At 63.0% G+C, this 17914-nt stretch carries 22 protein-coding genes; 9 read left to right on the top strand and 13 right to left on the bottom strand.

Translation table 11 applies throughout. The annotated features are described in order from the left end of the window. Positions 1-18 precede the first annotated feature (18 nt). The 4 genes from G489_RS0105415 to G489_RS19205 all read right to left on the bottom strand — a co-directional run bounded on the left by G489_RS0105415 (position 19) and on the right by G489_RS19205 (position 2487). Positions 19-354 (bottom strand): TfoX/Sxy family protein, encoded by a 336-nt coding sequence (locus G489_RS0105415; protein ID WP_051332332.1) that lies wholly within the window; start codon positions 352-354, stop codon positions 19-21. Between the two features lie 54 nt (positions 355-408). Further along, the gene (locus tag G489_RS0105410; RefSeq protein ID WP_051332331.1) at positions 409-786 is read right to left on the bottom strand and encodes a VOC family protein; all 378 of its coding nucleotides are present in this window, start codon (positions 784-786) and stop codon (positions 409-411) included. A gap of 73 nt (positions 787-859) precedes the next feature. After that, positions 860-2125: an RNA polymerase sigma factor gene (locus G489_RS0105405; protein WP_035871508.1), complete on the bottom strand. Its 1266-nt coding sequence runs from the start codon at positions 2123-2125 to the stop codon at positions 860-862. After that, the gene (locus G489_RS19205; RefSeq protein ID WP_051332330.1) at positions 2122-2487 is read right to left on the bottom strand and encodes a YciI family protein; all 366 of its coding nucleotides are present in this window, start codon (positions 2485-2487) and stop codon (positions 2122-2124) included. Before G489_RS19205 ends, G489_RS0105405 begins: the two co-directional genes overlap by 4 nt. A gap of 599 nt (positions 2488-3086) precedes the next feature. Here G489_RS19205 and G489_RS0105395 point away from each other — a divergent pair. Beyond that, positions 3087-3482: an acyl-CoA thioesterase gene (locus G489_RS0105395; RefSeq protein WP_029040677.1), complete on the top strand. Its 396-nt coding sequence runs from the start codon at positions 3087-3089 to the stop codon at positions 3480-3482. A 120-nt stretch (positions 3483-3602) separates the two neighbouring features. Here G489_RS0105395 and G489_RS22555 read toward each other — a convergent pair whose 3' ends face one another. Further along, positions 3603-4019, bottom strand: coding sequence for a GFA family protein (locus G489_RS22555; protein WP_162142406.1), 417 nt, complete (start codon positions 4017-4019; stop codon positions 3603-3605). A gap of 109 nt (positions 4020-4128) precedes the next feature. Next, on the bottom strand, positions 4129-6531 hold the full coding sequence (locus G489_RS0105385; RefSeq protein WP_029040675.1) for a vWA domain-containing protein: 2403 nt from the start codon (positions 6529-6531) through the stop codon (positions 4129-4131). A 156-nt stretch (positions 6532-6687) separates the two neighbouring features. Between G489_RS0105385 and G489_RS21635 the strand changes: the two genes are divergently transcribed. From G489_RS21635 to G489_RS0105365, 3 genes are all read left to right on the top strand, one after another. Further along, entirely contained in the window at positions 6688-7341 is a 654-nt protein-coding gene (locus G489_RS21635; protein ID WP_029040674.1) for a peptidase inhibitor family I36 protein, read from the top strand. 222 nt (positions 7342-7563) lie between these two features. Continuing rightward, positions 7564-8376 carry an SH3 domain-containing protein gene (locus tag G489_RS21630; RefSeq protein WP_029040673.1) on the top strand — a complete coding sequence of 271 codons (813 nt, stop codon included), beginning with the start codon at positions 7564-7566 and terminating at the stop codon, positions 8374-8376. A 374-nt stretch (positions 8377-8750) separates the two neighbouring features. Beyond that, on the top strand, positions 8751-9380 hold the full coding sequence (locus G489_RS0105365; protein WP_029040672.1) for an SH3 domain-containing protein: 630 nt from the start codon (positions 8751-8753) through the stop codon (positions 9378-9380). A 568-nt stretch (positions 9381-9948) separates the two neighbouring features. On the opposite strand, the gene G489_RS0105355 is transcribed toward G489_RS0105365, so the two are convergent. Further along, positions 9949-10371: a potassium channel family protein gene (locus G489_RS0105355; RefSeq protein WP_029040671.1), complete on the bottom strand. Its 423-nt coding sequence runs from the start codon at positions 10369-10371 to the stop codon at positions 9949-9951. A 173-nt stretch (positions 10372-10544) separates the two neighbouring features. Here G489_RS0105355 and G489_RS21625 point away from each other — a divergent pair, with 173 nt between their 5' ends. From G489_RS21625 to G489_RS0105335, 3 genes are all read left to right on the top strand, one after another. Then, a complete protein-coding gene (locus G489_RS21625) occupies positions 10545-11474 on the top strand; it encodes a nuclear transport factor 2 family protein (RefSeq protein ID WP_162142405.1) in 930 nt (309 codons plus the stop codon). Then, positions 11474-11938: a GNAT family N-acetyltransferase gene (locus G489_RS0105340; protein ID WP_029040670.1), complete on the top strand. Its 465-nt coding sequence runs from the start codon at positions 11474-11476 to the stop codon at positions 11936-11938. Before G489_RS21625 ends, G489_RS0105340 begins: the two co-directional genes overlap by 1 nt. Positions 11939-12037: 99 nt before the next feature. Then, positions 12038-12616 carry a hemerythrin domain-containing protein gene (locus G489_RS0105335; RefSeq protein WP_029040669.1) on the top strand — a complete coding sequence of 193 codons (579 nt, stop codon included), beginning with the start codon at positions 12038-12040 and terminating at the stop codon, positions 12614-12616. Between the two features lie 63 nt (positions 12617-12679). On the opposite strand, the gene G489_RS0105330 is transcribed toward G489_RS0105335, so the two are convergent. From G489_RS0105330 to G489_RS0105310, 5 genes are all read right to left on the bottom strand, one after another. Beyond that, positions 12680-12892, bottom strand: coding sequence for a DUF4287 domain-containing protein (locus tag G489_RS0105330; protein ID WP_029040668.1), 213 nt, complete (start codon positions 12890-12892; stop codon positions 12680-12682). A 233-nt stretch (positions 12893-13125) separates the two neighbouring features. Then, positions 13126-13746 carry a hypothetical protein gene (locus G489_RS0105325; RefSeq protein WP_029040667.1) on the bottom strand — a complete coding sequence of 207 codons (621 nt, stop codon included), beginning with the start codon at positions 13744-13746 and terminating at the stop codon, positions 13126-13128. 158 nt (positions 13747-13904) lie between these two features. After that, positions 13905-14237 carry a YrdB family protein gene (locus G489_RS19180; RefSeq protein WP_162142404.1) on the bottom strand — a complete coding sequence of 111 codons (333 nt, stop codon included), beginning with the start codon at positions 14235-14237 and terminating at the stop codon, positions 13905-13907. A 94-nt stretch (positions 14238-14331) separates the two neighbouring features. Next, positions 14332-14925, bottom strand: coding sequence for a hypothetical protein (locus G489_RS0105315; RefSeq protein ID WP_029040666.1), 594 nt, complete (start codon positions 14923-14925; stop codon positions 14332-14334). 156 nt (positions 14926-15081) lie between these two features. Beyond that, positions 15082-15477 (bottom strand): hypothetical protein, encoded by a 396-nt coding sequence (locus tag G489_RS0105310; protein ID WP_035871505.1) that lies wholly within the window; start codon positions 15475-15477, stop codon positions 15082-15084. 91 nt (positions 15478-15568) lie between these two features. On the opposite strand from G489_RS0105310, the gene G489_RS0105305 reads away from it, so the two are divergent. Then, a complete protein-coding gene (locus G489_RS0105305; protein WP_035871503.1) occupies positions 15569-16156 on the top strand; it encodes a DUF2975 domain-containing protein in 588 nt (195 codons plus the stop codon). Then, entirely contained in the window at positions 16156-16368 is a 213-nt protein-coding gene (locus G489_RS0105300) for a helix-turn-helix domain-containing protein (RefSeq protein WP_029040663.1), read from the top strand. Before G489_RS0105305 ends, G489_RS0105300 begins: the two co-directional genes overlap by 1 nt. A gap of 287 nt (positions 16369-16655) precedes the next feature. Here G489_RS0105300 and G489_RS21620 read toward each other — a convergent pair whose 3' ends face one another. Continuing rightward, positions 16656-17903, bottom strand: a complete 1248-nt coding sequence (locus tag G489_RS21620; RefSeq protein WP_051332326.1) for an OmpA family protein — start codon at positions 17901-17903, stop codon at positions 16656-16658. Positions 17904-17914 lie beyond the last annotated feature (11 nt).

Genomic DNA, 17914 nt, shown 5'->3' with positions numbered 1-17914 from the left:
TTCACTCCTCGGCCTTGCTCATTTTTCGGGCAGCGCGCGGACGTAGCGCTCCGCCATGGCGATCCAGGTTTCGAGCCCGATCTCATGCGCTTGATCCGGCTGCACAACGATATAGCCGGGCATGGGCCGGCCCTTCATTTCGACGAGTGTCGTGCCGGGCAGCGCCAGTGCTTCGGCCTCGGTCTCGCGTCCTACCCGGAACATGAACCGCCCCTTGCCCGCCGTACACAACATCTTGCCATCGAGCATGAAGGCCTGCCCGCCAAACATGCGCTTCTCGACGATATCGGACCGATGCCCCAGCGCTGCCCGCAGCTCGGTCTGCAATTGCGGGTCCTTCGATTTGTCGACCATTCCACCCTTCTCCGTTTACGCCGCCCCGCCCGGAAAGGGCGAAGCGGCATTGGATCAATTCTGGCTCTCATAGGTGATGAAAGCCATCGCCGCCCCGAAGGGGTCGAGGATATGGGCCATCCGCCCGACACCCGGCGCGTTGAACGGTTCGGCAAGGCTCTTGGCGCCATTCGCCACCGCCTTGGCATGGGTCGCATCGACATCGTCGACCGTGATGTAGACCGTCCAGAGCCCCGCTTCTGCCGGGCGCGGATTGAGACCGCCCACAGATTCTTCGCCGACATTGAGAACGGGATAATTGCTCCCGTCACCCATCGGCATTTCCTTGACCGTCCAGCCGATCACATCCTCGTAGAATTTGCGCGCAGCTGCGCCATCCGGCCCCGAATGTTCGATCCAGCTCGGTGCGCCTGCGGTTGTATATTTGTCCATGATGTCCTCCTTGAGTTGAGCCGTTCCCGGCTGATCCAAGGACGCTTGGCAGACCGCCGATCCGACACCGGTCTCAGTTTTTTTCGCCGATCTCTGCAAGCCGCTGCAATATATGGGCTTCTTCCGCCTTGTTGGGTCCCAGCCCAAGCGCCCGCCGATAGGCGGCCACCGCTTCGGGCATCCTGCCCGCCTCCGCCAGCAGCGCCGCGCGGGTCGACTGGAAATGCAGGTAATCGCCGAGTTCGTCTTCAATGGCGGCGAGCCGCTCGAGCGCCGCTTCGGCGCCTTCGAGCTTCCACACCGCCACCGCATGGTTGAGCGCAACGACCGCGCTCGGCTGGATCTGCATCAGCGCGGCATAGAGCCGTTCGATCTCGGCCCAGTCCGTGTCCTCGGCCCGATGGGCCGCGCAATGCACCGCCGCAATTGCCGCCTGCACCTGATAGGGCCCGGGTTGGCGGTGCCGCAGCGCCTTTTCGACAAGCACCGTGCCTTCATCGATCATCGGCCGGTCCCAGCAACTCCGGACCTGCCGGTCGAGCGGCACAAGCTGGCCCTCACCGTCGGTCCGCCCGCTGCGCCGCGAATGCTGCAGCAGCATCAGCGCCAGCAGCCCCAACGCCTCCGGCTGACCGGGAAACAGGCTCACCAGTAATCGCCCGAGCCGGATCGCCTCGGCACACAGATCCACCCGGATCGGCGCCTCCCCGCCCCGGGTCTGGTAGCCTTCGTTGAACATCAGATAGATCATCGCCGCCACCGCATCGAGCCGTGCGGCCCGCTCGGCAAGAGAAGGTGCATCCAGCTTTGCCGCCACGGCCCCGGCGCGCTTCTTGGCGCGTGTGATGCGCTGTTCCATCGCCCTGGGCGACACCAGAAACGCCCGCGCGATTTCCTCGACCCGTAAACCGGCGATCACCTTGAGCGCCAGGGCGAGCTGATCGGTGGGGGAGAGTTCGGTGTGGCAGCACATGAACATGAGCCGCAACACATCGTCCTTGTAGACAGCCTCGTCCAGGGCTTGGACCTCTTCTGCCTCGATATCCCGGTCCGACGCCCCGAGCCCTGCCTCGAGAAGCTCTTCCGCCGGGGTGTCATCGACACGTTGCCGCCGCCGCAACGCATCGCGTGCCCGGTTGCGCGCCACCGTCAGTACCCAGGCCAAGGGATCGCGCGGTATTCCATTCCGGCTCCAGGTGTCTAATGCCGCCAGGGACGCGTCCTGCAGGGCGTCTTCGGCCAGATCGAGATCGCGCAACATGCGGGTCAGCGCAGCCAGTGCGCGCGGTCGCACCGCGCGCAACCGGGCGGCAATGGCCGCGCTGCCGCCTGTGTTCATGCCGTTGCGGCTTCCCGTTGCACGGGCGCCTGGGCCACCGGCCGCACCTCCATGGAATTGAATCCGGTGGGCAGCATTTTCGCTGCCTCGATGGCCTCTTCCATGCTGTCCGCTTCAACGATGTAGAGACCCAGAAGCTGTTCCTTGCTCTCGGCATAGGGACCGTCGGTCACGATCACAGAGCCATTCTTGCTGGTGACCGTCATGGCACTGGTCGAGGGCATCAGCCGGGCAATGGCCCCTAACCGATCCTCATATTTCGTCTGCATGTCGCGGTGCTGCTGCATATAGGTCCGCTGATCGTCTTCCGGAAGATCGTCAAACACCCCGTCGGCGCCGAAAATCAGAATGGCGTATTGCATCTCTTGTCTCCTGTTGCGCGAAGCGCATCCTTCGCCCCACTAGGACGAACCGGCACCCGCCGATCCGACATCGGGCATTTGAAAATGTGGCTGGAATTCGCGGCTTGCGCTAGCGCCACTTGTGTCAAGCCTCGGGTGCCCCCGCCCCTGTGGATTGTCATCGAACCGTCACCCAAGCTTCACCCGGCGTTCAAACAGCGCCCCTAGCGTGCATTTGACCGGCGCACCCGCCTAACGCCAGCGCTGGTCTTGCGGAACGCCCCGTTCCGCCTATCGGCGGAGCCCCATCCGCCCAACGCGCCAGGTTCCCCCAATTTGGACGCGTCTCGGCCGCTCCGCCAGCGGCCTTCTTTTTTTTGAGCGTGCCCAAGAGAAGTGTGAAACGGTTCTCTGGTTCGGGCACGCGACCACAAAAAGAACCTGCGCACACCTGGTAAAGACATGTCTTCAGCCCCGAACGGGGATGCAGATCGCCTTTCCGGTTCGAGCCGTTGGCCTTCAAGGGTCAGCCTGCATAGCAGCGTGGCACAATCGTCAATTGCGCCACATGGGCAAAGGGTTAGACTCGCCCCTTGAATCTGATTGCGAGGGGATATCCCGTGACCCATGCCGAGCCTGCCCACAACACCGAGCCCAAAGGTGAACTGACCATCCGCACCATGGCCATGCCCGCCGATACCAATGCCGCTGGCGATATTTTCGGCGGCTGGGTGATGAGCCAGATGGATATTGCCGGCGCGGTCTCCGCCATCGAACGGGTCAAGGGGCGCGTGGCCACCGTCGCGGTCGAAGCGATGACCTTCATTGCCCCGGTCAAGGTGGGCGACATTTTGTGCATCTACACCACCATCGCCCGCATCGGCACCACCTCGATCACCGTCGATCTCGAAGCCTGGGTCCGCCGCCGCGGCTCCCCCGACCGCGTCAAGGTCACCGATGGCCGGTTCATCTATGTCGCGCTGGACGATGAAGGGAAGAAGCGGAAGATTGAGTAGGGGTGAGCGACACCTGCGGATTCACCCCAGCCCCGCTGCATCCGGGAGCTTCTCGAAACCTGCATCAAAAGGTTGGATGAGTGGCAACCTGTCCGTCTCCCGGCCGGTCGAGCCAAGCCTTCAGTCAGGTGCCGGAGTCATGTTCTTGCCGGGTGGCAGCACCACCCATGGGTGGGCGCGGTGTGCAAACCATATCCGGTCGGGCGCCGGGAACCCGGTATCGGCGAAACATCCGGCATGAATCGCCATCATGCCGGGCCGCAGCTTGAGCCGAAACAGAACTGAAACGCCACAGACCGGGCAAAATTCAAGATCCATGGTACGTCCCTCCTGGGTCGGCCGATGAAACTCGGTTCGCTCGCCGGTGTTTTCGATGATCTGGCTTTCGCGGAAAAAGCCGGCAATCTGAAAGGCGCTGCCCGTGCGGCGCTGGCAATCGTGGCAGTTGCACAGATTCACCCATTCAGGGTCGCCGCGGACAGTCACGCTGAACTGCCCGCAGGAACATTGTGCCTTGCGTATGGTCTCGTCAGTCAAGTCTTCCCCCCTGCCAAAGTCGAACAACAAATCGGAGCCGCGGCCGCTCTCCGTTTCGCAGCCAGGGCGGCAACCCGCCCCGGCATCAACCCGCCTTGGCGCCTTCGCCCTATTCGACGATGATCGGCGCCTCGAACAGCACCGCGCCAAAATCTCCGTTCCAATAGCGCAGGAGATAGTTGCCCGGCTCCTTCGGCGCGCGAACATTGACGCTTTTGTTGTCGTAGTCGCCATTGACCAGCCGGGTGGAGGTCGCCGTCCGCCCCTGCCCGCCAGCGGCACGCGGATCGAACACCTCGACCGCATCGCGATAGGCCCCCGGCCCTTCCCAGGTGACTGCAAAGGTCTCTTCGACCCCCACGCTTGCCGGCCCGTCAAGCGAGACATCCATCGGCTCCACCGTTACCGGCCGGGTTGCGAGCACGGTGCGCCCGTCCCCGTTCCAGTAGCGCAGCTCATAGGTCTTCGGTGCGACCGGCACTGTCAGTTCGACGGTCCTGTTGTCATAATCGCCATTGGTAATGCGCTGGCTGACGAGCACCTTTCCGCGCCCGGCATCGGCTTCCGGGTCGAACAATTCGATCGCATCCCGGCGGGCACCCGGGCCTTCCCAGGTCACCGTCAATGATTGCCCGATTTTCACCGTCTCGGCAGCATCGAGCGAGACGGCCACCGCCTCGACCGTGATCGGTCGCGTCGCCAGCACCGTGCGGCTGTCGCCATTCCAGTAGCGAAGCAGGTATTCGCCCGGCTCCGCCGGTGCGTTGAGCGTCACCATGGCATTGTCATAGTCGCCATTGGCAATCCGCATTGCGCTGACCACCTTGCCACGCCCCGCATCGGCACTCTCATCGAAGATCTCGACCGCGTCGCGCCGCGCCCCCGGGCCTTGCCAGGTCACATCGAACGGACGGCCCATGGGCACCGCATCGTCAGCCGAGAGCGAGACGGCCACTTCCGCCACGCTGATCGGGCGGGTGGCGAGCACCGTGCGGTTGTCACCATTCCAGTAGCGCAGCAGGTAGTCGCCCGGCTCTGCCGGCGCCGTCAGCCGCACGCTGGCATTGTCAAAATCGCCATTCACCAGCCGCTGCGAGGAGATCACCTTGCCTTCGCCCTGATTGGCGCTCTGATCGAAGATCTCGACCGCATCGCGCCGCGCGCCCGGCCCTTCCCAGGTCACATCGAACACCCGGCCCATGGGCACGGTGTCCTCTGCGGTGAGCGAAACCGGCGCGTCGAGCACCTCGATTTCGCGGGTCGCGAGCACTTCGCGATTGTCCCCGTTCCAATATTGCAGGCGATAGAAACCGGGCTCGGCCGGCGCCTCCATCGTCACCTGATTGTTTTCGAAATCGTCATTCACCAGCCGCTTGCCGCGCACCCGGCTGCCTTCGCCGCCATCACCGGTCGGATCGATAATCTCGATGGTGTCGCGGCGGCCACCCGGGCCTTCCCACGTGGTCGTGAAGCGCTTGCCGATAGCCACCGTCGCCGGGGCATCGAGCGAAACCGGTGCGTCAACGACTTCGATCGTGGTCGTCGCCAAAACGATCCGCCGGCTGCCCCAGACATAGCGCAGCTCATAGGTGCCCACATGCACCGGCGCCACCAGGTCGACCGCCTGGTTGTCCATGTCCCCATTGATCAGCCGCCGGCCGGCCACTTCCCGGCCCTCGCCCTGGTTCGCGGTCGGATCCCACAGCACCAGCGCATCACGCCGCTCGCCCGGGCCTTCCCATGTGCCAGTGAAGGTCCGTCCGATCTCGACGCTCTCGGGACCAGCAACGCTCGCCTCCGGCAACGCCTCGGGTTCTTCCTCGACTGCTTCGGGAGCCTCCTCGATCACTTCGGGCTCGGCCTCGGCAATATCCTCAACGGTTTCGCCCAGAACCTGCTCAAGCTGGTCTGCGTCGCCTGCGGGCAGATAGAGACCGCCGGTATTCTCCGCCAGGCAGGCGACCTGCTGGCCTTCTTCCGCCGAAAGCCCGAAACCGATCACATGCGCGGTGAAGTCGATACCGGCTTCTTCGAGCGCCATCCCCAGCGCACAAGGGTCCGCGTCGCAGGTCTCGATCCCGTCCGTGATCAGGATCACGCTGGCGCGTTCATCGGTATAGCTGAGGCTTTCCGCCGCCATGCGCACGGCATCCGAGAGCGGCGTTTTGCCAAGCGGGTTGATCTTGTCGGACGCCTCCCCGATCGCCGGCCCGTTCCCCGGCCCCGGCTCGATGATGATTTCGATATCGGCGCAATTGCCCTCTTCGCGGTGACCATAGGACATCAACCCCAGATCGACATCGGCCTCGATGCCGCCCAGCACATCCTTGAGCACTCGCTGCGCGATCGAGATCTTGGGCTCTTCATCGATGCGTCCCCACATCGAGCCCGACCCGTCGAGCACAACCATCACCTTTTCGCCCGCCTGCACCGGCGCACTCGCCAACACCGCCGTCAAACCGAAAACCAGCCCGGCGGCCAGCGCCACCAGCGTCTTTTGCGTCCCGAACATGAGGCACCATTCCCTTTGATTGCCCAACTCCCGTGCCATTAAGCCGTCGACCGCCCGGATGGGTCAACTGCAGACGCGACACTGCGCTCACGGAACCAAAGGCTTATCCGTGTGTTTTCTAGTCAAACGGGGGGCGAACAGAGCGAGGAGAATACCATGATGCTCAGAAAATGGATGGCCGCTGCCGGGCTCGCAACGCTCGGCTTTCTGGCCACGGTGACCGCGGGCTTCGCCTACAACGTCACCTCCACCACCACTCTTAACGTGCGCTCCGGCCCGTCCACGGGCTATGCCGTGCAATATGTGATGCGGCCGGGCGACGTGCGCAATTGCGTGGCCGAAGTCGGCAGTTGGTGCCGTTTCGGTGATGGCAACTATGCCTCGCGCAGCTATCTGCGCCCGGTTTCGGGCAATCGCGGCGGGAACAACCCGCCCCAGACCGGCGGCCGGCCCGATCCCGATGTCGGTTTCTGCATCGAAGGCGAAAACTTCTCCTTCGGCGTCAACTGCGATCCCGACCAGGGCGACCGCAACCGTCCGAACCACCCGCGCTATGGCGAGGTGTGCTTCTATGAGCACGTCAACTTCCGCGGCCGGTCCTTCTGTGAGCGTCCCGGCGATCGCGACAATCGCCTCAGCCCGTTCTGGAACGACCGCATTTCCTCGATCGACGTGAAGGGTAACGCCTCCGCGGTCGTGTGCCGCGACGTCAACTATCAGGGCTGCTGGATCGTCAATGCCGACCGCCGCCGCCTGAACCGGAACGACGAAATCTCGTCCTACCGGATCCGGCCGCGCTGGAGACAGTAGCCGGGCCACAGCCTGAAACGATCAACGCCGCCCTCCGGGGCGGCGTTTTTTTTTCGCCTCGGACAGACTGGAAAGCCCGGAAATCCGGCCTTCCCTGCCTCCCCTAGTTGTCTGAAACAAAACTAAAAACGCTGTTCAGCTACCGTTCAGCCGCCAAATGTTGAATTCCGCTCACACCAACACGAACACCCGGCACCGGGGTTCACCATCAAGGAGTTCACCATGTCGCTTCGCAAGCTTTTCATCACCGGCGCTGCCGCTCTCGGCCTCGCTTTCACCGGCGCTGCCGCGGCCTATGCCGCCCCCATGCAGTCCACCACCTCGCTCAACGTTCGCTCGGGTCCGTCGACCGGCTACCCGGTGATCTACACCCTTTATGCTGGCCAGAAGGTCGAAGTTGATTTCTGCGGCTCCGGCTGGTGCAAGCTCGACCGCGGTGGCTACGCGTCCGACCGTTATCTCGTCCCGGCCTATGGCAATGGCGGCGGCTATGGCGGCAACAATGGCGGCGGCTACGGCGGCAACCAGGGCGGCGGCTATGGCGGCGGTAACAATGGCGGTGGCTATGGCGGTGGCTATGGCGGTGGCCATAATGGCGGCGGCAATCAGGGTGGCGGCTATGGCGGCAACCAGGGTGGCAACAACGACCCCGATGTCGGCTTCTGCATTGACGGCCCGAACTTCTCATTCGGCGTCAACTGCGACGATGACCGCTACAATCGTCCGGGCCGGCCCGGCTACGGTGGTGGCAATGGCGGCTGGGGCGGTCGTGGCAACGACGTCGTGTGCTTCTACGAACATGTCGGCTACCGCGGCAATTCCTTCTGCGCCGACCGGGGCGACAGCCGCCGCTATGTCGGCAATCGCTGGAACGACCAGATCTCCTCGATCAAGGTCAACCGCGGCTACAAGGTGCAGGTCTGCGAACATGCCAGCTATGGCGGCAATTGCCGTGTGATCGACAGCAACACCCCCAATGTCGGCCGCTACTGGAACGACCGGATTTCCTCCTTCCGCGTGCTTCGCGACCGGTAATCGCGGGCGCCGGGACCGAGGCCCCGAATGGGGCGCCCCCGCTCTGAGGCTGATGGTCCGCCCGCCATGCGGCGGACCGCCGGGGACGCGGGCGGAGGGCGTCTCGCCACACATCGCAAATGCGCCGGGCCGATGGTCCGGCGCAATTCGTTTACCGCTCGACCGGTCCGAATCGCTTTTTTCTGGCGTCAAACCCCTGATGGGGCTAGACTTTATGCACTGGATAGACGAGCCGTGCGGCCGGCTCGAGCAAGCGCCAACGCTATTCGGCGTCCATGGCTCGCCCTGCAGCAGGTTCGTTCAGCACCGGTTCATTCGCGAAATGATCAAGTGCTGACACTGGAAATAATCCAGATTTTCGCAGGGAGACAGACATGAAACTTTCCAAATGGCTTATGGCGGGCATCCTCGCCTTTACCGGCCTGCTGGCAACCGCCGGCGCGGTCTATGCGGATCAGGTGACGTCCACCGTCCCGCTCAATGTGCGCACCGGCCCTGGCGGCGGCTATTCCAAGGTCTATGTGCTTTATCCCGGCCAGGTCCGCGAGACCGTGGGCTGTTCGGGCGGCTGGTGCAAGTTCAGTGATGGCTACTTCGCCTCCCAGAGCTACCTGACGCTCTACAATGGCGGCGGCGGCGGTGGCGGCGGCTTCGAGGAAGAAGAAGACAAGCCCAACGTCTCGATCACCTTTGGCGGCCCCAACTTCTCGGTGACCTTCGGGTCCGACGGCGCCAATGTGAACGTGAATGTGGGCCAGTCCTGCTTCTACACCGGCAAGAACTACACCGGTCAGAGCTTCTGCATCCAGGGCTCGGGCAACCGGCCCAAGCTGCAGGGCTGGAGGAACAACAATATCTCCTCCTTCTACCTCGCTGCCGGCTACAAGGTCCGCGTCTGCGACAAGTGGAACTACAATGGCGGCTGCATTGTCTACAACAGCAGCCACAACCAGCTGCCTGGCCCGGTCGACAATGCGATCGGCTCGCTGCAGGTCTACAAGTAAGACCAGGACCCTTCGGGCCGGACGGTTCTGTCCGGCCCCCGCAACGGCAAGGCCGCCCTCCCGGGGCGGCTTTTTTGTCTCCGCCACCCAAATTTTTGCGACCCTTTCTGAAACCTTTCCCCCGTCCCGGCGTTTCTTCTTTAACAGGGCGCCACGGCGCCCCAGCCGAAAGGCCACAACGGGCCGAAAGGAGGCCACAATGACCGACCATCGCATGATGCAGATCTACAAGATGAGCCTTGCCGCCGTCGCCGGCCTGTTCATGACCGGCATTGCGGGCACAGTCCTCACCCTCAGCGGTGGTCTGGCCTGATCGGCCCCGAAAGCTTCCCCACAAGGGAACTCGGCAGGATTTTGCAAAGGATACTGACCTCCAACTCAACCATCCTTTCCTGACCTCCCCCAAAGGCGCCGGGCCGGGCCATTCCTCAGCCCCCTTCCCCCCAGTCCGGTGCCGCCCTCAATAACCCCAACCCTGACCACTGACTTCTGAGACCGCCGCCCGGCGGTCTTTTTGTTTGCGGAAACAGCAGCTTGCCAAAGCACGCTGAATCAATCCGCCAGGCGCCTATTCCTCGTCGAAGCTCCAGAACTTGCGCATGATCAGATAGGTGAAGGATGCCGACCAGGTGATCATCACCAGCCCTGTCAACCCCTCGATCCCCGCCACCATGCGCATCCCGTCGGTGGGCGTGATGTCTCCGACCCCCAGGGTCGTGTAGCTCGTGGCCGAGAAATAGAGATAATCCGAGAAATCATGGTCGATCTCGCCGGTGAGCGCCCCGAATCCGGTCGCTGCGATCAGCCAGAACGCTGCCGCGAACAGCGCAATCTCGACAAGATGCGCGACAAAGCTGACCGCAATCGCCACCAGCAGGCGCCGCCTTGCAATCCGCTCCAGCCGGTCGAGATGCCCGGAAAGCCACCTGAGCGCCTCATAATGAATGAGCACGCAGATCCCGGCCAGAACGATCCCGAAAATGATGGACATGAACCTCTCCCCGCCAACCGCCTTCAGCTAACCGGCGCAGGGGGCAAAGGGCAAGGCGGGTCGGGGTCGCAACTCCCCCAAATAATTGGCCTTATCCAAAACCTCCGAACTGGACGTAGAGCATGGGCCAGTCGGGCAGTAGCCTCGTGCCGGGAGCAATCTTGGAGACCGGCATGAGCGCTGCAAACAACACCCCCGCGACCACCGCGGGAGAGAGAGAAACTGTTGACCCTGAAACCGAGATCAATCGGGCCGTCCTTGCCCGGTTTCAAAAGGCCTGGGGCGACCGCGACATCGAAGCGCTGATGGCGCTAGTCACCGATGATGTGGTCTATTCCGGCTCCATCGGCCCCGAACCCGGCGAAACCTGGCGCGGGCGCGAGGCGGTACGAAAGGGGTTCGCACAGTTCCTCGCATTCGACACCGGAAAAGCCACCGCCGAGCCGGGCGTTTTCTTTGGCGACACGGCTTATGCCGGCTGGTCCTGGACGACCGACGGAGCCGATGGCCCGGAAATGACGGCGCGCGGCTATGACGTTTTCACCTTCCGCGATGGCAAGATCGCCAGCAAGGACGGGTTTCGAAAGACATACCCCGCCTCCGGCAAGCCCCTCGCCTCGCCGCCGGGCGCTATCGACGGCAGCACCACACCCTATCGCCACCGCGCCTTTCGCCATCTCGGACTGCACGAGACACAGGGCATCGCGGTCAAGATGTACTGGATCAACGCCGGCCATGATGAGGCCGTCGCACCTGACGCCCTCGTCAAAGCGCTCCGCCGCGAGATCGACCGCCAGGTGCCCGAAATCCACGATCTCGGCGGTCATCACGGGCTCGGCTATGCCATCGTTCATAGCGGGGCGGACGGCACCTGGCTCCTGCTGCACTGGTGGGCATTTGGCGAGATCAACTGCCACATCCTCATGCTCGCCCCGGCGGGCAGCCATGATTTCACGCGGCTTACCGACACCCGCATCAACGCCTGCGTGTGGGAAAGCGTCGTCATCGAGCATGAGCGCCAGGCCTTTATCCGCACCATGCTGACCACAGCGCCCGATCCCGCCGCCTGGCACGCCGACACGCTGCCGGACGGAGACTATTGATGCCCGCCACCGCGATCGCCGTTCGCCCCTTCACGCGGCCGGACGTGCCACAACTCCACGACCTCATGTTGGCGCTGGCCGATTTCGAGGGCTACGACCTTGCCGTCACGCCTGACGACATCATCAAGCGCGGGCTTGGAACATCCCCGCAATTCGAGGCACTGGTGGCTCACCGTGAGGGTTCGGACATGCTCCTCGGCATGGCCGTGACCTATCTCATTCCCTACACCTACAGCCTCAAACCCACCATGGTGCTCAAGGAGCTCTATGTCACCGAAGAGGCCCGCGGGGCCGGAGTCGGTGAGGCACTGTTCAACGCCGTCAAGGCCAGGGCCGCCGCTGGCGATTGCGGTCAGTTGATCTGGACCGTCGTGCCCTGGAACGAGAAGGCCAAGCTCTTTTACGCCAAACTCGGCGGCCGCCCCGAGGAGCAATGGCAAAGCTGGGTCTGCGACGCATTGTGAGGACGGCCCCCACGCACACCCGTGTGACCGCCCTTGCACCGGCGCGGCGCTGTGCGCATCTTGAGGGCGATATCAATCCCCCAAAATCGCGCTGGCCCTATGCACTCCCCTTCCTCCGTTCTTTCGGATATCGAATTTCTTGACGATGACACCCGCCCCGAGGCGCCCAGGCTCGAAGGCCTGACCCTCGAACAGCGCGCGCCGGGCCGGCATTTGCGCATGATCCACAATCACTTCCGCGAGAACATGCAGGTTCTGCGTGGGCTGATCGATGCTGCCGCCCAGGGGGCCATCACGCCCGAGGAACTGCGCGAGCGCGCAAGCGATCTGCATTTCATCGAGAACTCACGCCGCTTCGGCAACCTTTGCGGCCAGCATTGCCAGATCATCGAGATGCATCACGGCATCGAGGATCAGGCGATCTTCCCGGTCCTCTCGCAAAAGGCCGAGGCCTTCCGCAAGGTCACCCAGCGCCTCGTCGATGAGCATGTGGTTGTTCACGCCCTGCTCGAGCGGCTGATCGAAAGCCTCGTCGCCCTGATCCGCCATCAGGGCCCCGAAGAATTCGCCGCCGCCCGCGAGGTCTATGACGCGCTGGAAAAGGTCCTGCTCTCGCATTTCGGCTATGAGGAGGAGTCGATCGGCGACGCGCTCGGCTATTACGAGATCGGCGTCTGAACCACATCGATCTGGCGACCGGACTTGCCCCCGGCAATTGCGGGAACTCACACGGTCACGAGGTCAGGCGTCGTCCTCGGCAAGCGTATGGGCAACGATCGCATTGGCATGGCCATGCCCCATGCCATGCTGGTCCTTCAACATGGCAACCAGTTCCATGTGCCTGGCAGGGCGCGCCGCGCGAACCAGTTCCTTCCAGTAGGAAATCGGGCGTCCATATTTCTTCTCAATGCTCGGAAAATAGGACGCCGGACCTTTGATCTTGTCTTCGCTCATGACCGATATGCGATCACAGACCCCCGGCCCTTTGTCAACACACTCTGTTGCGCGGCATAAAAAAGGCCGCCCTGCATTTCTGCAAGGCGGCCCTCAGCCCTTATTCGGCTGATCCGGAGGTCAGGTCCGGCTAAAGCATCGTGCGAAAAAGTGGGTACCGGTTTTTCGCAAATAACGATGCGATCACAATAAGCTAGAGCACGCGTTCTGGTTCAATCAGAACGCATTGTGCTCTAGGCGCGGTCGTCGATGAAGACATCGAGGTCGCCGCTGGCTTCCTCTTCCACCCATACGACCTGGTCGAGGGTGAAACCTTCATCGTCGAGCTCGGCCATCAGCCAGGCATTGGCCTCAAAATCGGCCTGCACATCGCTGATCAGCTCCGAGCGGCTCTGCATGGTGTCGCTGAGCGCTTCGGCATGCGAGGCCGCATTGCCTTCAAGCTCCGACATCAGCACGAAATCGACATCGATACCGTCGTCAGCGTCCGACAGTTCGGCATCGAAGCCGGAATTGATGTCCGAGATCACCTCGCCATAGGTGTGGGTGCCGTCGGCCATCTGTGTCTCATCGGTTTCGACACCGGCGTCGAGGTCACCACCGATATCCGCGTTCACGCCGGCATCGGCTTCGCTGTCACCGTCTTCGTCATCCGCCGAAGCGTTGACACCGGCCCCTGCATCCGCATCGACACCGATATTGACGCCGTCTTCGCTCACTTCGACCCCGGTATCACCGGAAAGGCCGAGATCGGTACCGATCTCAAGGTCCTGCGCCATCACCGGCGCGGTCATCAGCGCGGCAACCGCGGCGAAGGTTGTTGCACGAAGAGTGGTCGACTTGGTGGTAAGCATGTGGTGCTCCTTTCTCGCTGCGTCCGTGACAGCCAAACGGGCACCACGCCCTGTCGTTCCCGAGTTAAATGTGACAATTTCGCGGAAATTCAAAGGCTTAGGAAAGGCTCGCACGCGGGAGGGCTAAAGGGCGCGGGTCTGAAGACCCCGCCCCTTGCCTAGAGCGTATCGTTGGCGGCCGAATACCAGAGATGCCCGGCGGCGAGCCCCGCCAGAATGATCGCCAGAATCCATTGCGACACCGCGATCAGGGCAAGCGCCCCGGCCCCGAAGATCACCGCCTTGAACACCAGCAGCGCCACGCCGCTCAATCGCCGCTCGGCACGCGGCGCCGCGAACGCGCCCCACAGCAGGATCACCAGCATCGCGCCGACCACCGCCGAGGCGATGCCCCACACCGGGCTGCCGCCGGCGCCATAGGCCCAATAGGCGACCGCCGCCACAACGGCGATTTCAAGCCCGAAGGCCACTGCCTTGTTCAATGTGTCCAAAATCAAAGGCCCCGTCCTGAGAAGGACGGGACCCTAACACAAGCCGCCAGAGGCGGCGATGCGGAAGTGCCGTGTTTACACGGGCCTGGTTCGCCTAGGCGCGGTCATCGACATAGACATCGAGCGTACCATCGGTGGCCGCATCAATGGCGATCACGTCCTCGATCGAGAAGTCCTGCTCCTCGATTTCGGCCCTCAGCGCCGAACTGGCCTCGACATCGGCCTGCAGCCGGTCGATGGCCTCGGCATTACCCTCAAGCACCGAGTCGAGGGTCGGAGTCGCGGTATCCGGATCGGCCTTCAGCTCGGACAGGCGGACGAAATCCACCTCGTCTGCTTCGGCGAAGGCGTCGAGGTTAAGCGTCACGCCGACATTGGTCTGCACCTCGGCGATCACATCGCCATAGGTATCGGCGCCGCTGGTCATGCGGGACGAATTCGCCTCGCCGCTGGCCGCGGCAGTGGCATCAACGCCCAGTTCCACCGTGGGCGCCATGAAATTCTGATCCATCGCGTCCGGTGCCATCGCATCCTGTGCCATGGACGGTGCGGCGAACAGCATTGCGCCGGCCAGGGTCCCGGTCACCGCGCCAAGCCAAGCACGAACCGTCGGCTTGAACGGGGTCTTGGCAGTCGCACGGGTCAAGGTTGTGTTGGAAGTCCTGGATGTCGTGGTGAACATCGTCATGACGGTCCTCCTTTCTGTGGTGTTCTGCCCGCCAAACGGAGACCCGCCGGACGAAGTTCCAATTCGTTCGCCACCATTTTTCGAGAGCCCGAAAAGCCGAAAGGCCGGCACGCCAGAAGCGGACCGGCCTTTTCGGGAGGCAGGAGGCGCGACGCCCTACCGGCAGGGAAACTTCTCGGTCAAAAGCCCGACGAGCAGCGGGGTTGCCGCCACCTGGTCGCGCATCCGCGGATCAGGCACCGCGCGGGTGAAATGCGCCACCAGCATCGCTCCGTCGAGTTCGCCTGAAGACTGTTCGGGGCACAGCACCGGCGTCGGCAACCGCTTGCTCATGGCGATCGCGCCCTCGATGGCGGCGATCAGATAGGTGTTGAGCATCATGTTGGCCTCCTGGCTGCGCGGGGACTGCTCGATCCCGTCGAGAACGGCCGCCACACTCACCTGCCCGTCCGGTGTCATGCCGGCATCCTGGGCCCTGGCCACATCGGCCAGCGCGAAGCCGCCGGCCACCACCAGCAAAAGCCCTGCGATCACGGTACGCCTTATCGTCATATCCATATTCCTTTCTGTTTTGGGCATAAAACTTATTGCAAAACAATAATCATTGGATTATGACGAAATCAAGCCTTTTGAGGAGAACGACATGAATGAGACAGTGACCGGGCAAACGCAGGTGACCGGACAAGAACAGGTGACAGGGCAAGAGCGGGCCCGGATCGAACGATTGAGTGGTGTGATGTCGTGGGTGGCGCTGGTGTTTGCCGCCTTCGCGGTCATCACCGGAATATTGGTGCTGTGGTTCGCCGATGCACAGACCCTGTTGACCGCGGCCGGCCTGCAGCCCGCTGGCGAAACCCAGGCACCAGACAATGGTCTTCGGCTGGCGCTTTTGGCGGTCAACTTGCCGGCGTCTCTTTTGACCGGTTATGCGCTGTGGCGGCTCTCTGCCGCGTTCCGGGCCTTCTCGCAGGGCGATTTCTTCGGGCGCGACGGCCTTGTGGCCCTGCGCGGTTTCGCCATCGCGCTCCTGCTGTCCGTCATCGTCGATGTGGTGGGCAACACCGTCTCGAGCATCATGCTTTCGCTCTGGCTCACGGGCAAAGGGGCGGTCGCGATCATGTTCGGCACCACCGAACTCTTCGCCATCGCCACCGCCGGACTGTTCTGGGTCATCGCCGCGATCCTGGCCGAAGCCGCCCGTCTCGAAGACGAAAACAGGCAGTTTGTCTGATGCCGATAGAAGTCAAGCTAGCCGTCATCCTGGCCGAGCGCGGGGTCACCTCGCGGGACCTGGCCGAACATGTGGGGATTACCGAGGCCAACATGTCCTTGCTGCGGCAGGGCAAGGTCAAGGGCGTCCGTTTCGAAACCCTGGAGAAGATATGCGAGTACCTCGAATGCCAGCCCGGCGATATTCTGCGCTACACGCCGCCCTCCTCGTGACGGCGCTGATGGCCACCTCGCTCAGCGCGGGCTGCGCCCAGTTCCGCTGGACCGAGGGCGGTGAGGCATGGGTCAAATCCATCTGTCGCGCCAACAAGGAATGTTGTTCCTCGATCCGCAGCGATCCGTCCTGTCTGGGCCGCTAGTCACCAAACAAGGCTTGGAACCGGCGGACGTGTTTCGCCTGTCCTCGGGGATACCGCTCCAACACACCATCCCCGGCGTCCACCGGTTCCCTGGCACGCCGCACTGCCCCGCAGCAGTGCGGCGTGTCCGATTCAGGCGTCCTATTGCAGGCTGACTTCGACGCGCCGGTTGAGCGCCCGGCCCGACGGATTGTCATTGTCGGCCACCGGCTGTTCTTCGCCGAGACCGCTGGCTGAAAGCCGCCCGGCATCGACGCCTCGGTCCGTCAGCCAACTCACAACCGCCGCCGCACGTCGCGCTGACAGGTCGAGGTTGTAATCATCAGCGCCAAGGGAATCCGTATGCCCTTCGAAAAGCGCGCCCTTGTCCGGATTGTTGGTCAGATAGGCCAGCACCTCACTCAGCGTCGGTTCGGATTCGGCCTTCAGCACATCTGAATCGAGGTCGAAATAGATACCGTAAAGCGTCGCACGCCCGGTTTCCTCAAGCGACTGCTCGATCGCGGTTTTGGTCGGCTCGATCAGGTCGGCGGCACATTCCGGCTCGCTGCCCGGCTCCATCAGCGGCCCGAACCAGGTCCCCTGCCGCGCCCCGTTTTCGTACCAGAAGCCGTTGAGGAACCGGCCATCCGCCGTGATCGCAATCACCGCCTTGCCGTGCTGGTCGCCGGTTTCGCGCCATTCGATATTGAGGAAGCTTCCCACCAGCGAGCCGGAGAACTTGCCCTCATCGTGATTGTAACAGCCCCTCAGCGCGCCATCCTTGTAGCTCACATAGAACCGGCCCCAATTGGTGTCATAGGTTCCCGACACCGCTGCAGGTGTTGCCGGCGGCTCCATCGGCAGGCCCCAGGCGCTGAACTCCATCAATTCCGTATAATCGTCGCGACCGCCATTATCGGTGATCTCCAGTTTCACCCACTGCGCCTCGACAGGCTCGGGAATGTCGAGCGCGGACGCCATGCCCGGATCGATGGTGCCCTCATAGGCAATCGTCCACGGGCCGTCCGCCCCTTCCGTCGACACCGAAATCCTGACCTCTTCCGCAGAGATGCCCGGATACCCGCCTTCCTCGGCCTGCGCGCTGTCAAAGCCGAACCGGTGCAGCGAATAAACCGTGTTGAGTTCGAAAACGAAGGAATGCGGCTTTGGTGCGCCCTGCGCGCTGGCCCAGCCAAGCGCCGGATCTTCGTCGATCAGCGCCAGCGCAATCCATTGGGATGAGGCGCGGCCGCCATATTCGTCCGAATAGCCCAGCAGCACCGTGCCATTCGAAAATGCGAGCGCGTTGATTCCGTCTTCGCCTGAGCCATCCTGCGCATGGGCAGCAAGACCGAAGCCCACACCCATCGCCAGCGCCAGCGCTCCAAAAGCCAGTTTTTTCAGCATCTTGTCCCCGG

It is taken from the genome of Cucumibacter marinus DSM 18995 (genome assembly GCF_000429865.1).
In the GTDB taxonomy this organism is placed as follows: Bacteria; Pseudomonadota; Alphaproteobacteria; order Rhizobiales; family Devosiaceae; genus Cucumibacter; species Cucumibacter marinus.
This window is presented reverse-complemented; position numbering and strand designations above follow the sequence as displayed.